The sequence below is a fragment of the Rhizobium sp. CAU 1783 genome (assembly GCF_054551725.1).
On record NZ_JBTOLM010000001.1, the window covers coordinates 728293 to 749698 of the forward strand.

Annotated in this window: 23 protein-coding genes; 13 read left to right on the plus strand and 10 right to left on the minus strand. The window is 64.0% G+C overall.

Going from position 1 to position 21406, the window contains the following annotated elements:
- The first annotated feature begins 102 nt into the window (after window positions 1–102).
- From ACX93L_RS03280 to ACX93L_RS03290, 3 genes are read left to right on the plus strand one after another with little or no spacing between them, the layout of a single operon-like run.
- The gene (locus ACX93L_RS03280; protein ID WP_459403510.1) at window positions 103–726 is read left to right on the plus strand and encodes a DUF1285 domain-containing protein; all 624 of its coding nucleotides are present in this window, start codon (window positions 103–105) and stop codon (window positions 724–726) included.
- Window positions 723–1355 carry a CoA pyrophosphatase gene (locus ACX93L_RS03285; protein WP_459403511.1) on the plus strand — a complete coding sequence of 211 codons (633 nt, stop codon included), beginning with the start codon at window positions 723–725 and terminating at the stop codon, window positions 1353–1355. The genes ACX93L_RS03280 and ACX93L_RS03285 overlap by 4 nt, the downstream gene beginning before the upstream one ends.
- The gene (locus ACX93L_RS03290; RefSeq protein WP_459403512.1) at window positions 1352–2608 is read left to right on the plus strand and encodes a CCA tRNA nucleotidyltransferase; all 1257 of its coding nucleotides are present in this window, start codon (window positions 1352–1354) and stop codon (window positions 2606–2608) included. The genes ACX93L_RS03285 and ACX93L_RS03290 overlap by 4 nt, the downstream gene beginning before the upstream one ends.
- Window positions 2609–2745: 137 nt before the next feature.
- Here the strand turns inward: ACX93L_RS03290 and ACX93L_RS03295 are convergent, their stop codons facing one another.
- From ACX93L_RS03295 to hemF, 3 genes are all read right to left on the minus strand, one after another.
- Window positions 2746–2931: a DUF1059 domain-containing protein gene (locus ACX93L_RS03295; RefSeq protein WP_459403513.1), complete on the minus strand. Its 186-nt coding sequence runs from the start codon at window positions 2929–2931 to the stop codon at window positions 2746–2748.
- A gap of 132 nt (window positions 2932–3063) precedes the next feature.
- Window positions 3064–3336 (minus strand): hypothetical protein, encoded by a 273-nt coding sequence (locus ACX93L_RS03300; RefSeq protein WP_459403514.1) that lies wholly within the window; start codon window positions 3334–3336, stop codon window positions 3064–3066.
- A gap of 165 nt (window positions 3337–3501) precedes the next feature.
- A complete protein-coding gene (hemF, locus tag ACX93L_RS03305; protein ID WP_459403515.1) occupies window positions 3502–4416 on the minus strand; it encodes an oxygen-dependent coproporphyrinogen oxidase in 915 nt (304 codons plus the stop codon).
- A gap of 164 nt (window positions 4417–4580) precedes the next feature.
- Between hemF and ACX93L_RS03310 the strand changes: the two genes are divergently transcribed.
- Entirely contained in the window at window positions 4581–4841 is a 261-nt protein-coding gene (locus tag ACX93L_RS03310) for a hypothetical protein (RefSeq protein ID WP_459403516.1), read from the plus strand.
- A 51-nt stretch (window positions 4842–4892) separates the two neighbouring features.
- Here the strand turns inward: ACX93L_RS03310 and ACX93L_RS03315 are convergent, their stop codons facing one another.
- Complete coding sequence (locus tag ACX93L_RS03315; protein ID WP_459403517.1) at window positions 4893–6236, minus strand: cell envelope biogenesis protein OmpA; 1344 nt, start codon at window positions 6234–6236, stop codon at window positions 4893–4895.
- Window positions 6237–6442: 206 nt separating this feature from the next.
- The gene (locus tag ACX93L_RS03320; RefSeq protein WP_459403518.1) at window positions 6443–6898 is read right to left on the minus strand and encodes a tRNA (cytidine(34)-2'-O)-methyltransferase; all 456 of its coding nucleotides are present in this window, start codon (window positions 6896–6898) and stop codon (window positions 6443–6445) included.
- Window positions 6899–7276: 378 nt separating this feature from the next.
- Here ACX93L_RS03320 and ACX93L_RS03325 point away from each other — a divergent pair, with 378 nt between their 5' ends.
- The 5 genes from ACX93L_RS03325 to ACX93L_RS03345 all read left to right on the plus strand — a co-directional run bounded on the left by ACX93L_RS03325 (window position 7277) and on the right by ACX93L_RS03345 (window position 14407).
- Window positions 7277–9136 carry an ABC transporter ATP-binding protein gene (locus tag ACX93L_RS03325; RefSeq protein WP_459403519.1) on the plus strand — a complete coding sequence of 620 codons (1860 nt, stop codon included), beginning with the start codon at window positions 7277–7279 and terminating at the stop codon, window positions 9134–9136.
- A gap of 239 nt (window positions 9137–9375) precedes the next feature.
- Window positions 9376–11319, plus strand: coding sequence for a HAMP domain-containing methyl-accepting chemotaxis protein (locus tag ACX93L_RS03330; RefSeq protein ID WP_459403520.1), 1944 nt, complete (start codon window positions 9376–9378; stop codon window positions 11317–11319).
- A 214-nt stretch (window positions 11320–11533) separates the two neighbouring features.
- A complete protein-coding gene (locus ACX93L_RS03335) occupies window positions 11534–12001 on the plus strand; it encodes a DMT family transporter (protein WP_459403521.1) in 468 nt (155 codons plus the stop codon).
- 2 nt (window positions 12002–12003) lie between these two features.
- On the plus strand, window positions 12004–12429 hold the full coding sequence (locus ACX93L_RS03340; RefSeq protein ID WP_169586904.1) for a DMT family transporter: 426 nt from the start codon (window positions 12004–12006) through the stop codon (window positions 12427–12429).
- Between the two features lie 94 nt (window positions 12430–12523).
- On the plus strand, window positions 12524–14407 hold the full coding sequence (locus tag ACX93L_RS03345; protein WP_459403522.1) for an ABC transporter ATP-binding protein: 1884 nt from the start codon (window positions 12524–12526) through the stop codon (window positions 14405–14407).
- A 22-nt stretch (window positions 14408–14429) separates the two neighbouring features.
- Here ACX93L_RS03345 and ACX93L_RS03350 read toward each other — a convergent pair whose 3' ends face one another.
- Complete coding sequence (locus ACX93L_RS03350) at window positions 14430–15365, minus strand: endonuclease/exonuclease/phosphatase family protein (protein ID WP_459403523.1); 936 nt, start codon at window positions 15363–15365, stop codon at window positions 14430–14432.
- A 288-nt stretch (window positions 15366–15653) separates the two neighbouring features.
- Between ACX93L_RS03350 and petA the strand changes: the two genes are divergently transcribed.
- From petA to ACX93L_RS03370, 4 genes are all read left to right on the plus strand, one after another.
- The gene (gene petA, locus ACX93L_RS03355; protein WP_459403524.1) at window positions 15654–16232 is read left to right on the plus strand and encodes a ubiquinol-cytochrome c reductase iron-sulfur subunit; all 579 of its coding nucleotides are present in this window, start codon (window positions 15654–15656) and stop codon (window positions 16230–16232) included.
- Between the two features lie 14 nt (window positions 16233–16246).
- Window positions 16247–17515, plus strand: a complete 1269-nt coding sequence (locus tag ACX93L_RS03360; RefSeq protein ID WP_459403525.1) for a cytochrome b — start codon at window positions 16247–16249, stop codon at window positions 17513–17515.
- 24 nt (window positions 17516–17539) lie between these two features.
- Window positions 17540–18418, plus strand: coding sequence for a cytochrome c1 (locus tag ACX93L_RS03365; protein WP_459403526.1), 879 nt, complete (start codon window positions 17540–17542; stop codon window positions 18416–18418).
- 127 nt (window positions 18419–18545) lie between these two features.
- Window positions 18546–19088 (plus strand): adenine phosphoribosyltransferase, encoded by a 543-nt coding sequence (locus ACX93L_RS03370; RefSeq protein WP_459403527.1) that lies wholly within the window; start codon window positions 18546–18548, stop codon window positions 19086–19088.
- Between the two features lie 85 nt (window positions 19089–19173).
- Here ACX93L_RS03370 and ACX93L_RS03375 read toward each other — a convergent pair whose 3' ends face one another.
- From ACX93L_RS03375 to ACX93L_RS03390, 4 genes are all read right to left on the minus strand, one after another.
- Entirely contained in the window at window positions 19174–19341 is a 168-nt protein-coding gene (locus tag ACX93L_RS03375) for a hypothetical protein (RefSeq protein ID WP_459403528.1), read from the minus strand.
- Between the two features lie 84 nt (window positions 19342–19425).
- Window positions 19426–20037: a LysE family translocator gene (locus ACX93L_RS03380; protein ID WP_459403529.1), complete on the minus strand. Its 612-nt coding sequence runs from the start codon at window positions 20035–20037 to the stop codon at window positions 19426–19428.
- A gap of 48 nt (window positions 20038–20085) precedes the next feature.
- Complete coding sequence (locus ACX93L_RS03385) at window positions 20086–20916, minus strand: AraC family ligand binding domain-containing protein (RefSeq protein WP_459404133.1); 831 nt, start codon at window positions 20914–20916, stop codon at window positions 20086–20088.
- A gap of 7 nt (window positions 20917–20923) precedes the next feature.
- Complete coding sequence (locus tag ACX93L_RS03390; RefSeq protein WP_459403530.1) at window positions 20924–21403, minus strand: glutathione peroxidase; 480 nt, start codon at window positions 21401–21403, stop codon at window positions 20924–20926.
- Window positions 21404–21406 lie beyond the last annotated feature (3 nt).

Consider the following 21406-nt stretch of genomic DNA (forward strand, 5'->3'; position numbering starts at 1 on the left):
GGCCCTCAGGCCTAACTTATTCCCCAAAGGGCGGCTGACAAGCGCGTTTCAAATGACTATCTCGTGACACGACACCGAATAGGGACCAACCGGGACGCAAAGATGGCAGGCGAGACGCTGAAGGCGACGACGGATGCGGCCGGACTGGCGGCGATGATTTCGCGCGCGGCGGCGCAGACGGCCGGCGGCAAGCCGACGCTGCCGCCCGTCGATCGCTGGGAACCCCCGTTTTGTGGGGATCTGGACATGGAAATCCGCGCCGACGGCACGTGGTTCTACATGGGTACGCCGATCGGCCGCGCGCCGCTGGTCCGGCTGTTTTCGACGGTGCTGCGCAAGGATGCCGACGGCAAGACCTACCTCGTCACGCCTGTGGAGAAAGTCGGAATCCGCGTCGAGGACGCTCCCTTTCTCGCCGTTGAGATGAGTGTCACGGCGCGGGACGGGGAGCAGGTCCTCACCTTCCGCACCAATGTCGGCGACCTCGTCGAGGCGGGAGCAGACCATGCGCTGCGCTTCGTGATCCATGGCGAGAACCACGAGCTCAAGCCTTACCTGCATGTTCGCGGGCGGCTGGAGGCGCTGGTGACGCGCGCCGTGATGTATGATCTCGTGGAACTCGGCGAGACGGTCGAGATCGACGGAACCGAGATGTTCGCCGTGCGCTCCGGCGGCGCGCTCTTCCCTGTCATGCCGGCGGCCGAGCTGGACCGGCTGTCGCAATGAATTTTACCGATTTCTCAGCCGCGGACTTCCGCCACCGGGCGCTGAACCAGATCGGCGCGCCGATCGAACATGCCTGGCGCGACCATGGCGACCATGTGCTGAACCCGGAAAGCCTCGTCGAGGTCGAGGGGCTGAAACTGAAGGACGCCGCCGTGCTGGTCCCGGTGGTGGACGATCCGGACGGGGCCAAGGTGATCCTCACCCAGCGCACCGCGAAGCTCCGGAAGCATTCCGGCCAGGTCGCCTTTCCCGGCGGCGGGATCGACGATGGCGATCCTTCGCCCGAGGTTGCCGCACTGCGCGAGGCGCAGGAGGAGATCGGTCTTCATCCGGATTTCGTCGAGACCGTCGGGCGGTTGCCGCAATATCTGGCAGGGACGGGTTTCCGCATCGTCCCGGTGCTCTCGGTCGTGCGGCGCGGCTTCACCATCACGCCCAATCCGGAAGAGGTCGATGCGGTCTTCGAGGTGCCGCTCTCCTTCCTGATGAACCCGGAGAACCACCAGCGCGACAGCCGCACCTGGCAGGGGATCGTCCGGCATTTCTACGTGATGCCCTACGGCGAACGTTATATCTGGGGCATTACCGCCGGGATCATCCGGACGCTTTACGAAAGGCTCTATGCATGACCGACCTGTCGAACGAGAGCTGGTTCCGCGAACCGGGGCTGCAGCGGCTCTTCGCGCTGCTCAACGCCGATGGCGGAGAGGTGCGGGTGGTCGGAGGCGCGGTGCGCAACAGCCTGATGGGGCTGCCGGTCGGCGACATCGACCTGGCGACGACGCTCGAGCCCGAAACCGTTGTCACACGGGCGAAGGCGGCTGGCATCAAGGCCGTGCCGACCGGCATCGACCACGGCACAGTGACGCTGGTGATCGACGGCAAGGGTTATGAGGTGACGACGCTTCGCCGCGACGTCGAAACCGACGGGCGGCGCGCCAAAGTGGCCTTCGGGCAGGACTGGCAGGAGGATGCCGAGCGGCGCGACCTGACGATCAATGCGCTCTATGCCGGCGCGGACGGACAGGTGATCGACCTCGTCGGCGGTCTGCCGGACATCGAGACGAAGACCGTGCGCTTCATCGGCGACGCCGAAATGCGGATCGCCGAGGACTACCTGCGCGTCCTGCGCTTCTTCCGCTTCTTCGCCCACTATGGCGGCGGGCGACCGGATGCGGCGGGCCTGAAGGCCTGCGCGCGGGCGGTTTCCAAGCTCTCGACGCTGTCGGCCGAGCGGGTCTGGGCCGAAACCAAGAAGCTGCTCTCGGCACGCGATCCCGGCCGGGCGCTTCTGTGGATGCGTCAGTCGGGCGTGCTCTCCGCGATCCTGCCGGAAACCGAAAAGTGGGGCATCGACGCGATCCCGGCGCTGGTGGCGACCGAGCAGGCGCTCGGCTGGCGGCCCGATCCATTGCTGCGGCTGGCGTCGATCGTGCCGAAGGATGCCGAGCGGGTGGCGGCGCTCGCGCAACGGCTGCGCCTGTCGAATGCGGAGGCTGCCTATCTCGATCGCTATGCCCGGGCGCCAAAGCCCAATCCGGACGGCTCCGACGTCGCCTTCGACCGGGAACTCTATCGAGGTGGCAAGGAGGGCATCGTTACCGCGCTGAAGATCGATCTGGCCTATGCCCGGGCGGCGGCCGAGGGCGATGCGAAGGCCATGGCGCAGGCGGGCAGGCTGTCGGTGCTGCTTCAGCGGGCCGAACGGTTTGAACGCCCGGTCTTCCCGCTGAGCGGGGCGGACGTCCTGGCGGGCGGCGTCGAGCCAGGTCCCGCCGTCGGCGAGACGCTGAAGGCGCTCGAACAGGAATGGGTCAACTCGAACTTTTCCTTCGACCGGGCGAAGCTTCTCGCCCGGCTTCAGGATCTCATCAGAAACTGATTCAAGTGCTTGCGGAACTGATTCATCCGGCCGCTATAAGTCCTTGCGCCGAATGAAGAATTCGTTTGCCGTCCCCGCAGGGCCGGCAGGTCTGTGCTCGGCAGCTCTCCAGACGGCGCCGGGGGCGCCGTCGCATGTCAGGCGGCGTTTGCCTGGTCGGTGATCCGGGCCTTGATGTTGTCAACCATGTTTTCGCGGATGACCGTTTCGCCATGGGAGGTCCGCATGTGCTCGACGGCACGGCGGACGACTTCGGCTTCCTCCTCGGCCCGCGTGTGCCAAGGGCAGCCAGGGACCAGTGAACCACATTCGAACTGTTTCATGTCGTTCTCCTCTTCGACTTGTTACAGCGATGGCGAGACTATCACGAAAGCCGAAAACAGCCAAACTCAGGAGCGGTCGAGACCGGCCGTGAGGCCGGTCCTTGATGCTGCTTTAGAGCGATGCGGATTGCTTTACTCGGGCATGGCCCAGGCACGGAAGACCGTACCGTTGGCTTGTGGCGGGAATTTGCGGGAGAGGCCTTCGACGTCGTTGGCCGCAGCCAGATCTGTCAGGTCGTGATCGGCAAGGCCGAGCCGGACCTGTTCGACGAAATAGCTGTGGGGCAGGTCGACGTCGCTCGATGCCCTCAGTTCCTCTGCCAGCCTGTCAATGAATTCGGGGGTGTTGAGAACGCGCTCGGTCGAAGCGGGAGTGTGGGGTGGAATGCTGCTCGGGTATGCCATCGCAATCTCCTCCATTCGTAACGGACGAGACGATAACACGGCAAAACCACATTCCAAATGCAATTCGATGTCGCACCCGGGCTGCGACGCTTTGGGGCAATTTGCGGCCCAGGTGACGCTTCTGGCTGTGGATATCGACGAGCGGTTCCCGGGACGCGAACGCCGTCAGGGCCAGCGCACCACCGGCGGCAAGGAGGAGAGAATGGACTCGACGTTTCCGCCCGTCTTCAGGCCGAAGATCGTGCCGCGGTCGTAGAGCAGGTTGAACTCGACATAGCGGCCGCGCCGCACGAGCTGTTCGTCCCGGTCCTCCTCGGTCCAGGGCAGATTGAAGTTCGACCGCACGATCTTCGGATAGACGAGGTTGAAAGCGCGGCCGACATCCTGAACAAGCGCGAAGTCGGCATTCCAGCCGCCAGCCTCTTCCGGCGAATGCAGCCAGTCGAAGAAGATGCCGCCGATGCCGCGGGCTTCGTTGCGGTGGGGCAGGAAGAAGTATTCGTCGCACCAGGCCTTGAATTTCGGATAGTCCGCGACGGCGGCGTGGCGACCGCACGTGATCTCCATCGCGCGGTGGAACAGGCGGGTGTCGGGATCGTCCTGCGTGCGTCGACGGTCGAGCATCGGGGTGAGGTCCGCACCGCCGCCGAACCACTGGCTGGTGGTTACGACCATGCGGGTGTTCATGTGCACGGTCGGGACGTTCGGATTGACCGGATGGGCGATCAGGGAAATGCCGGAAGCCCAGAAACGGGGATCTTCTTCCGCGCCGGGCATGGTCTTGCGGAATTCGGGCGAAAACTCGCCGTGGACGGTGGAGGTATGGACGCCGACCTTCTCGAAGACGCGGCCTTCCATCATCGACATCCGCCCGCCGCCGCCGGCCCCGCCGTCGCGCAGCCAGTCCTTGCCGACGAAACGGCCGGGCCTCTGGTCGGCCAGCGGGCCGGTCAGCTCGTCTTCCAGCGCTTCGAAGGACGCGCAGATGGTGTCGCGCAGGCCCTCGAACCAGGCGCGGGAGGCCAGCTTCTTGTCCTCGATGTCAAACGGCAGGCCTTTCGGCAAATCAGGTCTTTGCATCCTTCCCCCGGGGCTAGGCCCATGGACGGCGACTCGGCGCCTCTTTCAAATTCCGCAATTAGCAGGTCGATCCCGCCTCAACCAGACGAAGGGCAGGGCCGTCCCCCAGATTCGACTCGCAAATCCGCGGCTGCGCCCCTATTTTGAGGGCATCGAGGTGTTTCATGACGAAGATACCGGGTCCGCCGCCGCTGGACGGCCTCAAGAGACGGATCGCCCAGCAGCGTCAGGCGAAGGGCGCGCGCGATGGCGCGCATTTCGTCCGGGAGACCTTCTGCCTCACGCGAGATGAAGCGCGGGCCAAGGCACGCGAATGGTTCGACAGTTTTCCGAAGGCCGCCTACTGGACGGAAGTGGAAAGCTGGCGCCAGCTCGATGGCGACCGGATCGAGTTCACCATGCGCAGGCTGCCTTCGGCCGACTAGATCGCCGCAACTCCTGCTTTCAAGCGATCACCGCCCGCAGGGCCGTCGCGGTCAGCGACGGCCGGAGCCTTTCGGCCGGGAGGGTCCGCGTGGTGCGATGCCAGACTTCTTCGGCGCGGGGCGGATCGGCGCGCTGGGTGCGAGGATTTCGCTCGGCGGCGGTACATCTGCGGTTTCGACGGGTGCTGCCGTGGCCGCCGGGGTGGCGGCGAGGGCGTCCGCCTCTTCCGACACGACTTGCGGGGTTTCCGCGTCGACTTCGGCCACTGGGGCTTCCGGCTCGGGTGATGCCGCAAGCTCGGGCGTGCCGGCGACTTCAGGCAGTGGCGCGGCTGCGGCCGGTTCCGCCACTTCCTTGCCGACGTCTGCGGGCGCCGGGACCGGGAGCGTGGTCACCAAGGCTTCCACCGGCCCAGGGACGGCTTCGGGCGAGGGCGGTTCAGCGGCGGTTGTGCCCCGGGCCAGGATCTCCTTGATGATACGGGTGACCTGGAGCGAGGCGGCAAAGTCGGTGTTGGTCGAATGACCGGCCAGCGGCACGCGGATATCGCTGTCGATCTGGGGCCGGGAGTTCATTTCGCCGAACCAGTCGAGCTCGCCGATGACATCCACCACGTCTCGGCAATCCGGCGGCATGGTGATGCGGCCGCCGAAGGTGACAATCTTCAGGCCGGGCGCCAAGGCCCGCATGCGCTTCGGCGCCTCTTCCTTGATCGAATAAAGAGCCTCGGACAGAACGCGATTGCCGCGGGAATGGCCGGCGAGCAGGGTGAAGGAGAGATCCGGGTCGGCGAGCAGGGTCTCCACCGTGTCGGTGTCGAGGCAGCTCGGATGGGGCTTCAGCGCCAGCTTGTGGCGGTCCTCATAGGCGCCGAGGCGCGGGCGGCCGACGACGTCGTCGATCACCTCGAGGTCGTTGCGCATGTGGCCGAGCCAGCCGAAGAAGAAGGAACCGCCCATGGTCTCGTTGATGATATCGCCAAGGCCGTAGCCGGACACGACGGCGGCGACGGGTGCGCCGATCGCGTCGGCGACGTTTCGGGCGAAGGCGGCGGCACCGATCGCCGAACCGCCGACGCCTGCGACCGCCATGGCATGCACGTCGCGGCCGCCGCGCAGCTTGTATTCGTCGACGCTGTCGCACAGCGTCAGCATCGGGCCGCCGCTCGGCGGGACGATCATGATCAGGCCTTCCGAGGCCAGCGCGTCGCTGACGTAGAAGGTTTCTTCGGCGGTGAGGGCCCGCACGTCATAAAAGAGGGCATCCAGACCCGTATTGCGCAGGCGCCACGGCTCAAGCGCGGCATTGCGCGCGGGACGGTGCTGAAGCCTCTCGGGGAAGCTGAGCGTCCTGGCAAACTGGGTCAAACTCAGGGCGAATGCGGTCTCGAACATCGATCGTCTCCCGGTTTTTGCTGCGTTGCAACATAGCATCCATCGGTAGAATTAGCAAATGCGGAGAGAGGCCGGGGGCATCATGCCGCAGTTGCAGATGTAACCAAAGGGTGTCGGCGGCGGACCGCTGCATTCTAGCGCGGTTTGACGACGTCCAGGTGATGGAGGGCCGCCACGGGAGAGAAAGCCGTCGGACGTCTTTCCCGTCAGGTGGTCTGCCGCAGGGCCTCGCCGGCGATCATCGCCGCCGACATCGCAACATTGATGGAGCGCTGGCCCTCGATCATCGGGATGAGGACGCGGGCATCGGCGCGGTCGTGGACATGGTCCGGCACTCCGGCGCTTTCGCGGCCGAAAAGCAGGATGTCGTCGGGGCGGTAGGCGACTTCGGTGTAGCGCATGGCTGCCCGGGTCGAGGCCAGGATCAGTCTCCGGCCGGATGCTGCCCGCCATTCCTCGAAGTGCTCGAAATTGACGTGGCGCTGGAGCGTGACGCTCGCGAGGTAGTCCATGCCGGCGCGCTTGAGGTTACGGTCGGAAATGTCGAAGCCGGCGGGTTCGATGATGTCGACGCCGAGGCCGAGGCAGGCGGCGAGCCTGAGGATCGTGCCGGTGTTGCCGGGAATGTCGGGCTGGTAAAGGGCGATGCGAAGCGCGGTCATCGCCCTTCCTAGCGCGGGGTGGCGGCCCGGCTCAAGGGGTGGAAACCAGCCCGGGCGTTGTTGTCTTCGGGCAACAGAGGCGTTCGATCACGGAAATTTGCCGGTTTGACGCTTTTCAAGGCAGAAATGTCGGTCTAGAAGACGATCATCTTCAACACGCAACAAGGGAGGCTTCGATGACATCAAATGGTATGACGCGCCTTCCGGTCCCGCATTTCTTGCAGGCTGCGTGAGGGCGACTTCGCCTTTCTTCCCAAGCTGACTTTCTTGAATCGCCCTGCGGCCGGATTGCGGCCTTAGATCTGATCTTTCGCCCGCCGGGATCCGCGTCGCGGTTCCATCATTTGGAGCGGGCCACGTTTTATCCGGAGTCTTTCCATGTTTTCGTGGTTCGAAAGCCGTCTCAATCCCTTTCCGGCCGAAGCGCCGGCGCTGCCGCCGAAGGGGCTGGTGGCCTTTTGCTGGCACTATACCCGGTCCGCCGCGCCATGGCTGCTGCTGCTTGGGCTCTGCTCGGGCCTGATCGCGGTCGGCGAGGTGGTGCTCTACCAGTTTCTCGGCAATATCGTCGACTGGTTGTCCAAGACCGACCCGACCACCTTCCTCGCGACGGAGGGCGGGCGGCTGGTCTGGATGGGCGCGCTGGTGCTGATCGGCCTACCGCTGGTGGGCGTCGTTCACAGCGTGGTCATGCACCAGGTGCTCGCCGGCAATTTCCCGATGATCGCCCGCTGGCAGATGCACCGCTTCCTGCTGCGCCACTCGATGACCTTCTTCGCCAACGAGTTTGCCGGGCGCGTGGCCACCAAGGTCATGCAGACCTCGCTTGCCGTGCGCGAAACGGCCATGAAGCTTATCGACGTCTTCGTCTATGCCATCACCTTCTTCATCTCCATGGTGACGCTGGTGGCATCCGTCGACTGGCGGCTTGCCGTGCCGCTCGTCCTGTGGATCGTGCTCTATATCACGATCCTCGGGAGTTTCCTGCCGAGGCTACGCAAGCTTTCGAGCGAGCAGGCAGACGCGCGCTCGCTGATGACCGGCCGCGTCGTCGACAGCTACACCAACATCGCGACCGTGAAGCTGTTTTCCCATTCCGGCCGTGAGGAGGTTTATGCGCGCGAAGGCATGGACACCTTCCTCGATTCCGTCCGCCGGCAGATGCGTCAGTTTACCCTGCTCAACATCGCCGTCGACGTGAACAATGCGGTTGCGCTTTTTGCAATCGCGGGCCTCAGCATCGCCTTCTGGCTCGGCGGGTCGATCTCGGTCGGCGCGATCGCTGTCGCCATCGGCCTTGCGATGCGCATCAGCGGCATGTCCCACTGGATCATGTGGGAGGTCGCGGCCCTCTTCGAGCAGATCGGCACCGTCTATGACGGCATGGGCATGATGACCAAGCCGCACGACATCGTCGATGCCGAGGCATCCAAGGCGCTGACCGTTGAGAACGGCGAGATCGTCTACGATCGCGTGCGCTTCCACTACGGCAAGTCGAAGGGTGTGATCGAAGACTTCTCGCTTACCATCGCGGCCGGCGAGAAGGTCGGCCTGGTGGGACGCTCGGGCGCCGGCAAGACGACGCTGATGAACCTTCTGCTGCGTTTCTACGACCTGGAAACCGGTCGTATCTCGATCGATGGCCAGGACATTTCGGCGGTGACGCAGGACAGCCTGCGTTCTTCGATCGGCGTGGTGACGCAGGACACCTCGCTCCTGCACCGCTCGATCCGCGACAACATCGCCTATGGCCGGCCGGAGGCGAGCGATGCGGAGGTGATCGAGGCGGCGAAGCGGGCCAATGCCTGGGACTTCATCGAAGGGCTCGTCGACATGCAGGGCCGCTCCGGTCTCGACGCACAGGTCGGCGAGCGCGGCGTGAAGCTTTCCGGCGGCCAGCGGCAGCGTATCGCGATCGCCCGCGTGTTCCTCAAGAACGCGCCGATCCTGATCCTCGACGAGGCGACGTCGGCGCTCGATTCCGAAGTCGAAGCGGCGATCCAGGAAAGCCTGTTCTCGCTGATGGAAGGCAAGACGGTGATCGCGATCGCGCACCGGTTGTCGACGCTGACCCAGATGGACCGGCTCGTGGTCCTCGACAAGGGGCGGATCATCGAGACCGGGACGCATGGCGAACTGGTCGCCAGGGGCGGCGTCTATGCCGACCTCTGGAACCGCCAATCAGGCGGCTTCCTGGCCGATCAGATCGAACAACCCACTGAAGAAGCTGCAGAATAAGACTTTCGTTTAATGCTGAAGCAGCGTTGGCCGGGACTGCATCAAGTCCCGGCCTTCGCAACTGCGAAAGCTTGCCCGTAAGAATCAACGTGTCAAAACGACACAGCGCGCAAGGTTTCGTTCACTTGTTCCAATTTAGCTTAATTAGTACCCGACCTAATTTTTTGGAAGATGATCTTCCGAGGGCATTTCCGCCCGCGTTCGTTGGGATGCCGATTCTCCTTCCCGGAACAAATGTTATGTCCAACATCAAAATCAAAGTCATGTTGCCGCTTCTGTTTGCGGTCGTCGTGACGCTCGGCATCGTGCAGGGCGTGATGGCCATCAAGTTCATCTCCGACGTCAAGGAGCAGGTCGATGTCATCGGCCACGAACGCATGCCGCGCACCCTGGCGGTGGCGAAAATGAACGCCCAGTTCGCCGAAGTCCGCCGCAACTATGCGATCATTCTCAGCGCCGCCGATGCAGACGAACTGGCAAGGCTTACCGAGGGGCTCAACCGTGCGGTTGCCGCCCGCGGCGAAGCGTTCGACGCTTTCGGCGCCATGATCGCCGGCAACGGCACGCGCACCCAGGCGGTCGAGCTGTTCGACCGGTTGAAGGCAGCCCTGGACGATTACGACAAGCTCGGTGCGGAACTGCTCGAACACAAGGCTGCCGCGGACATCGCCGGCGCCAAGGCCCTGTTCACCGGCAAGATGACGGACGTCGCCAAGACTGCCTCGGCGCGGATGAACGACATCGTCGAACTCAACCGGAGCACGACGGACGCGGCGATGGCGCATGCCGACTCGGTCTCGCTCTTTTCCATCTATGCGACGATCGGTTCCGTGATTCTTGCCGCGCTGGTTGCGGCGGCCGCAGCGCTCCTGAGCTTCTTCCGTGTCGCCCGTCCGATCACCGACATCACCCACGCGATGAACAATCTGGCGGCCGGCGACACCTCGGCCGAAATCCCCTTCGATGGTCGCAAGGACGAAATCGGCGAGATGGCGGCAGCCGTCGCCGTGTTCCGCCACAATGCCATCGAGCGCGCCAATCTCGAACGCCAGGCGGAGCAGAACCGCAGTCTCAGCGAGCAGGAGCGGATGGCGCGCGAAGAGCAGAAGGCACGCGAGGCGGCCGAGGTCCAGTTCGCCGTCGACCAGCTGGCGGGCGGGCTTGCGCGCCTCTCCGATGGCGACCTTGCGGTCAAGATCGACGCGGCCTTTGCCGGCCACCTCGACGGGCTGCGCGTCAATTTCAACCATTCGGTCTCCAAGCTGCAGGACGCCATGCGCGCGGTCGGCGACAATGCCCGCGCGATCGATGCCGGTGCCCGTGAGATGCTCTCGGCTGCGGACGATCTGTCGAAACGCACCGAACAGCAGGCCGCTTCCGTCGAGGAGACGGCGGCAGCGCTCGAGCAGGTGACGACGGCGGTCAAGGATTCGTCCGTTCGCGCCGAGGAAGCGGGCCAGCTCGTTGCCCGGACCCGGGAAGGAGCCGAAACCTCCGGCGAGATCGTGCGTCGGGCGGTTTCCGCCATGCAGGAGATCGAAAAGTCCTCCGGCGAGATCTCGAACATCATCGGCGTGATCGACGACATCGCCTTCCAGACCAACCTCCTGGCGCTCAATGCCGGCGTCGAAGCTGCCCGCGCCGGTGAGGCCGGCAAGGGTTTTGCCGTCGTCGCCCAGGAAGTGCGCGAACTCGCCCAGCGTTCGGCAAACGCGGCCAAGGAGATCAAGGCGCTGATCACGACGTCGGGCGAACAGGTCCGCAACGGCGTGTCGCTCGTCGACGAAACCGGCAAGGCGCTGGAGAAGATCGTCGCCGAAGTGCAGGAGATCAACCGCAATGTCGGCGCGATCGTCACTTCTGCACGCGAGCAGTCGACCGGCCTCATGGAGATCAACACCGCGGTCAACACGATGGATCAGGGCACGCAGCAGAATGCCGCCATGGTCGAGCAGTCGACGGCGGCGAGCCACGGGCTTGCCCAGCAGGCCGCGGCCCTCACCGAACTTCTCGCCCAGTTCAAGCTTGGCGAAGGGGCTGCCCAAGCCTATCAGCCGCCGGTGCGTGCCGCGAGCGCGGCCTCGCGTCCGTCCGTTTCTCCGGCCCGCGCGCTCGGGCGCAAGCTCGTCAACGCCTTCAACGGCAATGCCGCCGTGGCGAACGAGGGCTGGTCGGAGTTCTGATCCGGCCGATTGCCATCGCCAAAACTGGGGAATGGGGCCGTGCGGCCCCATTTTCCGTCTCGGGGTCCTGCAATGTCCCCGAGGCTCATCCCGATGAGCGGGGTGCAGAAATCCTTCAGAGGTGTCGCCGATAAATCGATTGCCGCGTCATCGCTGCGGGGCTATGCAGCGCCTTCGCCGTCCGACCGGACGGAAACCGGCTGAGCGAGGCTTCATGCGACATTATCTCGATTGGATCTGGGCGGCGCTCGCCGGTTGCCTGCTGGCGATCATGATCACCATCAACAGCGGGCTTGCAGGCTATTCGACGCCCTTCGTTGCGTCCTGGGTGGTGCATGGGGTCGGCGCCGTCGCTGCCTTCTTCCTGCTGCGCCTCAACCTGATGCTCTTCGGTCGCGGTTCGAGCGCCGGGCTGGTGGGCGGGCGGCCGCCTCTCTGGTCCTATCTGGGAGGGGCGCCCGGTGCCTTCGCGGTCGCCCTTTCGTCGATTGCCGTCAATTCGGAACTCGCGCTTGCCGGCGGTTTGTCGCTGCTTCTGGTCGGGCAGATCCTGTTCGGCCTCCTGTCCGACCTTGGGGGGCTTTTTGGCACGCCGAAGCGGGCGCTCAACCGATTCGACATCGCGGCAGCGCTCTGCGTCGTCGCGGGCAGTGCGTTGATCATCTATTCGGGAGGGGCGTGACCATGCTCGGATCTGTGCTCATCGCATTGGCCGGCGGTGCCGCCGTCGGCATGAGCCGGTCGATCAACGGCCGGCTGACGATGGACCGCGGCGCGTTCCGGGCCTCGTTCTGGAACCACTTCATCGGCTTCCTGCTGCTCAGCGTGTTCGTTGTCTTCTTCGAGCGGGAAGGGCTGGCGCTGCTCGGACAGGTGCCGGTCTGGGCCTTTACCGGCGGCATGGTCGGGGCGGTGTTCGTGGCGATCTCGTCCTATGTCTTTCCGCGCGTCGGTGCGGCGCGGTCGGCGCTGCTGATCATCGGCAGCCAGATGATCGCGGGGCTTGCGATCGACTACCTGCGGGGCACAGCGGTCTTTCACCTCGGCCAGCCAGCCGGTGTCGCGCTCATTCTCTTCGGCATCTATCTCACGCGCTTCTCCAAGCAGTGAGCGGCAACGACTGCCCGGAAGCATGACGCAATTGTAGTGTCGAGCGCTCGACATTCGCTTTGCCGTGTGGCAGAATCCGCCTATATCCGGTGGCATGATCTTCCGTTCCGTCGCCCGCCTTTTTGAAAACTGGATCGATCCCTATTCGCGGACGGACGACCTTCGTCCGCCGGCCGGAACCTGGGCCTTCGTGTGGTTCTATGTTCGCCAGGCCAAGGTGCCGTTTCTGATGATGGCGGGCTTCGGCGGTGCCGTCGCCATGCTGGAGGCCGGGCTGTTCTGGTTCGTCGGCCGGCTCGTCGACCTGCTCGACACGGTGCCGAAGGAGGGCGGTTGGGACGGCCTCATCGCCGCCCACGGTTATGAACTCCTGGTGATGGCGCTGATCGTGCTTGCCGGGCGCTTCCTGGTGGTCACCATCGGCGCGCTTGTCGAGGAACAGGTGATCGTCCTCAACTTCTTCAACCTCGTGCGCTGGCAGGCGCATGCGCATGTGGCGCGGCAGTCGCTCACCTTCTTCCAGAACGACTTTTCCGGACGCATCGTCATCAAGGTCTGGTCGGCCGGCCAGTCGACCGGGGATCTCCTGACCTCGCTGCTGCAGGTCGTCTGGTTCATGGTGATCTACACCGTCTCTACCATGGCGCTCGTGGCGCAGCTCGACTGGCGGCTTGCGGCGATCATCGCGACTTGGATCTTCATCTTCCTCATTCTGGCCCGGATCTTCGTGCCGCGCATCCGTTATCACGCCAAGGAGACGGCGGAAGCCGCCTCCATGCTGAACGGTCGGCTGGTCGATTCCTATTCGAACATCCAGACACTCAAGCTCTTCGGCCGAGAAAAGCAGAACGACCACTACATCCGCGCCGGTTTCGACCGGTTCCAGGCGACGCTGACGCCGTTCGCGCGTCTGCTGACCGGGGTGAGGGCATCGCTCGCGATCCTGTCGGGTGTGATGATCGTTATGATCGGTGCGCTTTCGGTGGATCTGTGGTTCGCCGGCGCGATCACGGCGGGTGGCGTCGCCTTCACGCTCGGCCTGGTGCTGCGCCTCAACATGCTGCTCGGCCGCATGATGACCCAGCTCAACGGCATCATGCGCAATATCGGTACGATCCAGAACTCGGCCGAGCTGATCTCCAAGCCGATCGGCCTCGTCGACGAACCGGGTGCAGGCGCGCTCAAGGTGTCGAGCCCCGAAATCCGTTTCGAGGACGTGTCCTTCCATTACGGGCGCAAGAGGGGAGCGATCGACCATCTGACGCTGACGATCCGGCCCGGCGAGAAGGTTGGCATCGTCGGGCGGTCCGGCGCCGGCAAGTCGACGCTCGTCAACCTGCTGCTGCGCTTTTATGACGTCGAGGGAGGTCGGATCCTGATCGACGGGCAGGACATATCGAAGGTGACGCAGGAAAGCCTCCGGTCGCAGATCGGCATGGTGACCCAGGACACGGCCCTTCTGCACCGCTCGATCCGCGACAACATCGTGTTCGGCCGTGAAGATGCGACGCAGGACATGCTCGACAAGGCCGCCGACAGGGCCGAGGCGCTCGACTTCATCGAGCGGCTCGAGGACCAGCGCGGGCGCAAGGGGTATGACGCCCATGTCGGAGAGCGTGGCGTCAAGCTGTCCGGCGGACAGCGCCAGCGCATCGCGATCGCCCGCGTCATGCTGAAGGATGCGCCGATCCTCGTACTCGACGAAGCGACCTCGGCGCTCGATTCGGAGGTCGAGGCGGCGATCCAGTCAAATCTCGACCGGCTGATGCAGGGCAAGACGGTGCTGGCAATCGCCCACCGCCTTTCGACGATCGCCGCCCTCGACCGCCTCGTGGTAATGGACAAGGGCCGGATCATCGAGGAAGGCACCCATGCCGAGCTCGTCGAGAGGGGCGGGCTCTATGCCGAGCTCTGGGCCCGACAGTCCGGCGGTTTCCTCGCGGTACACGAGGACAGCGACGACAAGGCGGCGGAATAGCGACGGCGCGACCGATCGACGCTCAGGGGCCGACTGCGAGGTCCGCGATCAGGCCGTAATGGTTGGAGCCGTAGCTGTCGCCAATGCGTTTCAGCGATACCGGCACGATGTCCGCCGACGTATAGATGTGGTCGATCGGAATGCCGAAGACGCCCGCCTCGACCGGCCAGGTTGCAGGTTCCGGGCCGGTGGCCCACAGCGCATTGCGCCGCAGGAAGCGCTGCATGTCGGGCGCGATGGTGTCGGAGTTGAAGTCGCCGGCGATGATCGTCGGACCGCCCCGTTTGCGCAGTTCGATGCCGGCGCGGCGCAGTTCCTCGGTGTGGTAGTCGTCGAAATAGGGCTTGGTCACGTGGATTGCGGCGAGCTGTACGCGCTTGCCGCCGATGCGGATGCCCGCCATGGCAAAACGGTCGGAACGCAGGTCGCTGAGGCTCATGAATTCCGGTTGTTCGAAGGGGTGCTTTGACAGGATCATCAGGTCGCAGCCATCGACGAGTGCGCCGCAGCCCATGCGGTAAGGAAAGGCCGCCGACAGCTCCTCCAGGTGGTGCTCGAGGGGAGCGGCCTCGAGGACGAAGGCGACATCCGCATCAGAACCGTTCAGCATCTCGACGATGCGGCTGACATTGGCGAAATTGTCGCCGAGGATGTTGAAGCTCATTATCCGGAAGGGTGTGCTGTCGGAGGGGGCGACGGTCGCCGGAGGCAGGAACTCCCGCTGCATCCAGAAGGCGTGCCCGCACAGGAACAGCGCGAGGCTCAGCAGCAGCCAGCCTAAGATATTGCGCCGGAGCACGAGGCAGAAGAGGGCGCCGAGGACGGCGGCGACGCCGATATGCGGCTGGAGGCTGAAGAAGAAGGACAGCAGCCAGAAGTCCGTGACGTATCGGAGGCCGACGATCGCCAGTCCGAGAGACAACAGGACGCAAAATACGAGGGAAAGCCTGTCTCTCATGCAAACGCGATTCCATGGGGCGGGGCGGTCCCCGGAAGGCGGGACCATGCCGCAATTATACTTGCGTTGCAACAAGTCCGCAGGGCACTGCAAAATCAGGCGAAGAGGCGTGAATAAATCCGCGACATTGTGCCCTCATCCCCCTGTGAAGACTGGACATAATTCAATATCAAGCTTAGAACGCGCCAAATTGGCGGGGAATCTGTGGCGCAATCGTGTCCGCGCATGCAATCCTCGTCGCCTTGAAATGCGGTGTGTCGCAGAATTCGCGAAGAGGATGGTTTGACCGTGAGCGAGCACGAGATGAATAGCGAAACCTTGGGCGAGCCTACTCGCCGCGATTTCCTTTACCTGACGACCGGCATGGCCGGTGTCGTCGGTGCAGCTGCGGTTGCCTGGCCGTTCATCGACCAGATGCGCCCCGACGCCTCGACTCTGGCTCTCGGCGCGATCGAAGTCGACGTCGCTGCTGTCGAGCCGGGCATGTCGCTCACCGTCAAGTGGCGCGGCAAGCCGGTCTTCATCCGCAACCGTACCGAAAAGGAAGTGGAAGAAGCCAAGGCGGTCGCGATCGCTGACCTCAAGGACCCGGTTGCCCGCAACGCCAACGGCGATGCTGCCGCAGAAGCGACCGACCTCGCTCGCTCGGCCGGCGAAGGCAAGGAAAACTGGCTCGTCATGATCGGCGTCTGCACCCATCTCGGCTGCGTGCCGCTCGGCCAGGCTGGCGACTTCGGTGGCTGGTTCTGTCCCTGCCACGGTTCGCACTACGACACCGCGGGCCGCATTCGCAAAGGTCCGGCGCCGCAGAACCTGCCCGTTCCGACATTTGCATTCGTTTCCGATTCTGTGATCAAGATCGGTTGAGGGGATAAGAGAATATGAGTGGTCATTCCAGTTACCAGCCGTCGACCGGCCTTGAGAAGTGGATCGACGCGCGGCTGCCGCTGCCGCGCATGATCTATGACAGCTTCGTTGCCTATCCGGTTCCCCGCAACCTGAACTATGCCTACACCTTCGGCGCCATGCTGTCGGTCATGCTGATCGTTCAGATCCTGTCGGGCGTCGTGCTCGCCATGCACTATGCAGCCGACACCACCGTCGCCTTCGTCTCGGTCGAGAAGATCATGCGCGACGTGAACCACGGCTGGCTCCTGCGCTACATGCACGCCAACGGTGCGTCGTTCTTCTTCATCGCAGTCTACCTGCACATTGCCCGCGGCCTCTACTACGGCTCGTACAAGGCTCCGCGCGAAATCCTCTGGATCCTCGGCGTGGTCATCTACCTGCTGATGATGGCGACCGGCTTCATGGGCTACGTTCTGCCCTGGGGTCAGATGTCCTTCTGGGGCGCGACCGTTATCACCGGCTTCTTTACCGCCTTCCCGTTGGTCGGCGAATGGATCCAGCAGTTCCTGCTCGGCGGCTTCGCCGTTGACCAGCCGACTCTGAACCGCTTCTTCGCGCTTCACTACCTGCTGCCCTTCATGATCGCGGGCGTCGTCATCCTGCACGTCTGGGCCCTGCATGTCACCGGCCAGACCAACCCGACCGGCGTCGAAGTCAAGTCGAAGACGGACACCGTTCCGTTCACGCCTTACGCAACGCTCAAGGATGCCTTCGGCGTATCGGTCTTCCTGATCGTCTTCGCCTGGTTCATCTTCTACATGCCGAACTATCTCGGCCACCCCGACAACTACACGATGGCCAACCCGCTGAAGACGCCGGCCCACATCGTTCCGGAATGGTACTACCTGCCGTTCTACGCGATGCTCCGCGCGATCACCTTCAACGTCGGCCCGATCGACTCGAAGCTCGGCGGCGTTCTGGTGATGTTCGGCTCGATCATCATCCTCTTCTTCCTGCCCTGGCTCGACACCTCGAAGGTCCGCTCGGCGGTCTACCGTCCGTGGTTCAAGCTGTTCTTCTGGGTCTTCGTCGCCAACGCCGTCATGCTCGGCTGGCTCGGTTCGCGCCCGGCAGAAGGCCTCTACGTCATCCTGTCGCAGATCGGCACGGCCTATTACTTCGGCTTCTTCCTGGTGATCATGCCGCTGCTGGGTCTCTTCGAAACCCCGCGCCGCATTCCGAACTCGATCACCGAGGCGGTTCTCGAAAAGAGCGGCAAGTCTGCCGCAACCCAGGCCTGAGTGCGCGAGAGAGGGATCAACACTATGAAAAAGCTTGTTACAAGCATCGCGCTGATCGCTGCCATGGCCGGTCTCGGTGCCTCTTCCGCAGCTGCGGAAGAGGGGCATGACCTCGCTGCTGCCGTCGAGCACGCCGCTGCTGCCAGCCACTATCCGATCTTCAAGCCGCACAATGTCGAATGGTCGTTTGCCGGCCCGTTCGGCAAGTACGACAAGGGTCAGCTGCAGCGCGGCCTGAAGATCTACAAGGAAGTCTGCTCGGCCTGCCACTCGATGAACCTGGTTGCCTTCCGCACGCTGGAAGACCTCGGTTACTCCGAAGAACAGGTGAAGGCTTTCGCGGCCGAATACGAAGTTCAGGACGGTCCGAACGCCGATGGTGAAATGTTCACCCGCAAGGCCGTTCCGTCCGATCACTTCCCGGCTCCGTTTGCCAATGCCGAGGCTGCTGCCGCAGCCAATGGTGGTGCGGCTCCCCCGGACTTCTCGCTCATCGCAAAGGCGCGCGGCGTCGAGCGCGGTTTCCCGACCTTCGTGTTCGATATCTTCACGCAGTACCAGGAAGGCGGCCCGGACTATATCTACTCGCTGCTGACCGGTTACCAGGAGCCGCCGGAAGGCGTCGCCATCGCCGAAGGTACGCACTTCAACCCGTACTTCGCCGGTTCCGCATCGCTCGCCATGGCACCGCCGATCGCCGACGATCAGGTCACCTACGACGATGGCACGCCGCAGACGCTGGACCAGTATGCGAAGGACGTTTCGGCCTTCCTTATGTGGGCTGCCGAGCCGCACCTCGAAGAGCGCAAGCGCACCGGCTTCATGGTGATGGTGTTCCTGGCGATCTTCACCGCGCTCGTCTACCTGACGAAGAAGTCTGTCTACGCCAACAAGGAGCATTGATCCTTCGCGGATCGTTGCATCCAGACGAAAGAAGGCGGCCCACGGGTCGCCTTTTTTGTTGGTCTCGATTTGCCGGACTTGATAGTGTCGGCGAATTCCTCCCTCACCAATCGATTGTGGACTGACCATGAGTAACTTTGCGCTGGAGCTCGCATCCTCGATACGCTCCATTCCCGACTATCCGAAGCCGGGCATCATCTTCCGCGACATCACCACCCTGCTCGGCAATCCGCGGGCCTTTCGGCGCGCCGTGGACGAACTGGTGCAGCCCTATGCCGGGCTGAAGATCGACAAGATCGCAGGTATGGAAGCGCGCGGCTTCATTCTCGGGGGCGCCGTGGCGCACCAGCTCTCGGCCGGTTTCGTGCCGATCCGAAAGAAGGGCAAGCTGCCGCACGAGACGGTCAGTATCGCCTACAGCCTGGAATACGGCGTCGACGAGATGGAGATGCATGTGGATGCCGTAGAACCCGGCCAGAAGGTGATCCTGGTCGACGACCTGATCGCCACCGGCGGCACGGCGGTCGGCGCGGTTCAGCTGCTGCGCAAGATCGGCGCGGACGTCGTGTCGGCCTGTTTCGTCATCGACCTGCCGGACCTCGGCGGGCGTAAGAAGCTCGAGGCTCTCGGCGTCGAGGTCCGCACCCTCGTCGAGTTTTCAGGCCACTAACAAGAGTGGGCCGCCGGCTCGGTTCGGCGGCCCGGTTCGATAGATTGCTCAGATAGTGTGAGACTGTTGAGTTCCGACTACCGGCCTATTTGCCGGATGGGGCGTTCTCGTCACCGTTCCTGACGACGGTCTTTGGCGGTTGCGGGTCCTTCTTGCCGCTCTCCCGGGCGCGGGTCTCCGGCCCGGCCACGATGATGCGATGATCGAGGTCGCCCTTGGCGGCCTTTTCTTCCTGCCGCTTGTCCTTGTGCATCTTGCTCTCCTCTGTTCAACACTTGAGGGGAACTTCCGAGAGCGCTGACTGTTCCGTGATGTCTTTTCCTCGACGGGCCTGTCTTCATTTGTCGGCAAGGGCAAGCCGGACACCAAGCGCCAGAAAGCCGGCCGCGAACACGCGCCGAATGAGGTTGGTGAGACGGGCACTGGAGAGTACCCGGTCACGAGTCATGGCGGCAAACACCCCGTAAAGGGCGAAGACCGCAAAGGTCATAACCATGAAGGCAAGGCCGTAGACGGCCATTGCGGGGAGGGCGTCGGGATCGTCCTGATGGACGAACTGCGGCAGCAGCGCCAGAAAGAAGATCGACAGTTTCGGATTGAGCAGATTGATCAGGATCGCGTGGCGGATGATTTCGATGCTGCCGCGCCTGTGCGCTTCGCCGGACGGCGTCAGAAGTGATCTGTCGCGCCAGATGCTGATGGCCATCCAGATCAGGTAGAGCGCGCCGGCGAATTTGAGGATGTTGAAGGCGGCCTCATTCGTCGCGAGCACGGCCGCCAGTCCGGCCATGGCTGCCGCCATGTGGGGCAGGATGCCGAGCGTGCAGCCGAAAGCCGCGACCAATGCGGGGGCGCGGCCGTGGGCGAGCCCGGTGGCGATGGTGTAGAGCGTCCCGGTTCCCGGGGTTGCGATGACGATGAGCGATGTGACGACGAACTCGATGAGCATGGGCCTGTCCGGTTGTTGATGACCGGCGGAAGTTTGCGCCGGGCCGGCTCAGGCGTCTTGAACGGAATTGCAGGACAGGCAGGCCATTCTGTAGGCGGCCGGTGTCAGGCCGTAGCGCCGACGGAACTCCCGGGTCATGTGGCTCTGGTCGGAAAAGCCGCTCTCTGCAGCGGCAAGCGCGAGCGAGGCTCCACCGGCGATGCGACGCCGCGCATCGGCAACCCGCCGCTGCAGCAGATAGGCATGGGGCGTCAGTCCGGTGAGGGCGCGGAAGGCTCGAAGCGTCTGGAACCGGCTGAGGCCGGTTTCCCTCGCGAGATCCGCCAGCGAGGTGTCGCGGGAGGGATCGTCGTCGATCAGCGCACGGGCGCGGCCAAGGCCGGGAGAGGGACCGTGGGCCGCTCTCCTGTCCTTCCCGCTTGCGAGCGGCGCAAAGAGGCGGAGGAGGGCCTGTTCGATCGCCATGTCGCGGGCCGTCTCATCCCGGGTAGTCACGCGTTCGAAGGTGGAGAGGAAGCCGGCGGTGTCCGGACGGTCGCTAAGCACCGGTTGCTCGAACTCGAACGTCCCGATTGCATCGCCGAGGCCTGCCTGAACGGCGGCAAGCAGGTTTGGGTCGAGGTAGAGCATGGACCAGCTTCGCGCTTCGCCGCGGAGCGGCAGGCCGTCATGCACCTCGCCCGGATTGACCGTGATGAGGTCTCCCGCACCGGCCGTGACCTGGCCCCGGCCGGACGCGGAAAGCTGGCCGCCGGCGGTGATGACACCGATGCCGAATTCGTCATGGGTGTGGCGCGGGAAGCTGTGGCTGCTCGTGGCCGCGACGGCATGCAGACCCGCATAGCGGGTCGGCAGCATGCGGAAACCGTCGCGCGCCATGGTCATATCAGCCTGCGATCGCCTTGCGGATGTCGCTGGCGATGTCTTCGGGTTTCGTGCCGGGGGCGTATCGGGCGATCGGCTGACCGTCCCGGCCGATGAGGAATTTGGTGAAGTTCCACTTGATCGTCTCGGTGCCCAGAATGCCGGGCACCTCGTGGGTCAGGTACTTGAACAGCGGATGGGCGCCCGATCCGTTGACTTCGACCTTGGAGAAGAGCGGAAAGCCGACCTTGAAGTTGATGTCGCAGAAGGCCTTGATCTCGTCCTCGCTGCCGGGCTCCTGACCGCCGAACTGGTTGCAGGGGAAGCCGAGCACCACGAGGTCTGGTGCGAAGGTCTCCTGCAGATGCTGGAGGCCGGTATATTGGGGCGTATAACCGCAGGCGCTCGCCGTGTTGACGACGAGCACGACCTTTCCGGCGAATTCCGAGAGATCGCGGTCTTTCCCGTCGATGTCGACGGCGTGGAAATCATAGATGCTCACGGG

Excerpts from the sequence above, each read along its gene's own strand:
- ACX93L_RS03285 (WP_459403511.1), top strand. The coding sequence starts at position 723 with ATGAATTTTACCGATTTCTCAGCCGCGGACTTCCGCCACCGGGCGCTG.
- ACX93L_RS03345 (WP_459403522.1), top strand. The coding sequence starts at position 12,524 with ATGATCTTCCGTTCCGTCGCCCGCCTTTTTGAAAACTGGATCGATCCC.
- ACX93L_RS03360 (WP_459403525.1), top strand. The coding sequence starts at position 16,247 with ATGAGTGGTCATTCCAGTTACCAGCCGTCGACCGGCCTTGAGAAGTGG.
- ACX93L_RS03280 (WP_459403510.1), top strand. The coding sequence starts at position 103 with ATGGCAGGCGAGACGCTGAAGGCGACGACGGATGCGGCCGGACTGGCG.
- ACX93L_RS03340 (WP_169586904.1), top strand. The coding sequence starts at position 12,004 with ATGCTCGGATCTGTGCTCATCGCATTGGCCGGCGGTGCCGCCGTCGGC.
- ACX93L_RS03315 (WP_459403517.1), bottom strand. The coding sequence starts at position 6,236 with ATGTTCGAGACCGCATTCGCCCTGAGTTTGACCCAGTTTGCCAGGACG.
- ACX93L_RS03385 (WP_459404133.1), bottom strand. The coding sequence starts at position 20,916 with ATGGCGCGCGACGGTTTCCGCATGCTGCCGACCCGCTATGCGGGTCTG.
- ACX93L_RS03365 (WP_459403526.1), top strand. The coding sequence starts at position 17,540 with ATGAAAAAGCTTGTTACAAGCATCGCGCTGATCGCTGCCATGGCCGGT.
- ACX93L_RS03300 (WP_459403514.1), bottom strand. The coding sequence starts at position 3,336 with ATGGCATACCCGAGCAGCATTCCACCCCACACTCCCGCTTCGACCGAG.
- ACX93L_RS03380 (WP_459403529.1), bottom strand. The coding sequence starts at position 20,037 with ATGCTCATCGAGTTCGTCGTCACATCGCTCATCGTCATCGCAACCCCG.
- ACX93L_RS03295 (WP_459403513.1), bottom strand. The coding sequence starts at position 2,931 with ATGAAACAGTTCGAATGTGGTTCACTGGTCCCTGGCTGCCCTTGGCAC.
- ACX93L_RS03335 (WP_459403521.1), top strand. The coding sequence starts at position 11,534 with ATGCGACATTATCTCGATTGGATCTGGGCGGCGCTCGCCGGTTGCCTG.
- ACX93L_RS03350 (WP_459403523.1), bottom strand. The coding sequence starts at position 15,365 with ATGAGAGACAGGCTTTCCCTCGTATTTTGCGTCCTGTTGTCTCTCGGA.
- ACX93L_RS03330 (WP_459403520.1), top strand. The coding sequence starts at position 9,376 with ATGTCCAACATCAAAATCAAAGTCATGTTGCCGCTTCTGTTTGCGGTC.
- hemF (WP_459403515.1), bottom strand. The coding sequence starts at position 4,416 with ATGCAAAGACCTGATTTGCCGAAAGGCCTGCCGTTTGACATCGAGGAC.
- ACX93L_RS03375 (WP_459403528.1), bottom strand. The coding sequence starts at position 19,341 with ATGCACAAGGACAAGCGGCAGGAAGAAAAGGCCGCCAAGGGCGACCTC.
- ACX93L_RS03325 (WP_459403519.1), top strand. The coding sequence starts at position 7,277 with ATGTTTTCGTGGTTCGAAAGCCGTCTCAATCCCTTTCCGGCCGAAGCG.
- ACX93L_RS03320 (WP_459403518.1), bottom strand. The coding sequence starts at position 6,898 with ATGACCGCGCTTCGCATCGCCCTTTACCAGCCCGACATTCCCGGCAAC.
- ACX93L_RS03370 (WP_459403527.1), top strand. The coding sequence starts at position 18,546 with ATGAGTAACTTTGCGCTGGAGCTCGCATCCTCGATACGCTCCATTCCC.
- ACX93L_RS03290 (WP_459403512.1), top strand. The coding sequence starts at position 1,352 with ATGACCGACCTGTCGAACGAGAGCTGGTTCCGCGAACCGGGGCTGCAG.
- ACX93L_RS03310 (WP_459403516.1), top strand. The coding sequence starts at position 4,581 with ATGACGAAGATACCGGGTCCGCCGCCGCTGGACGGCCTCAAGAGACGG.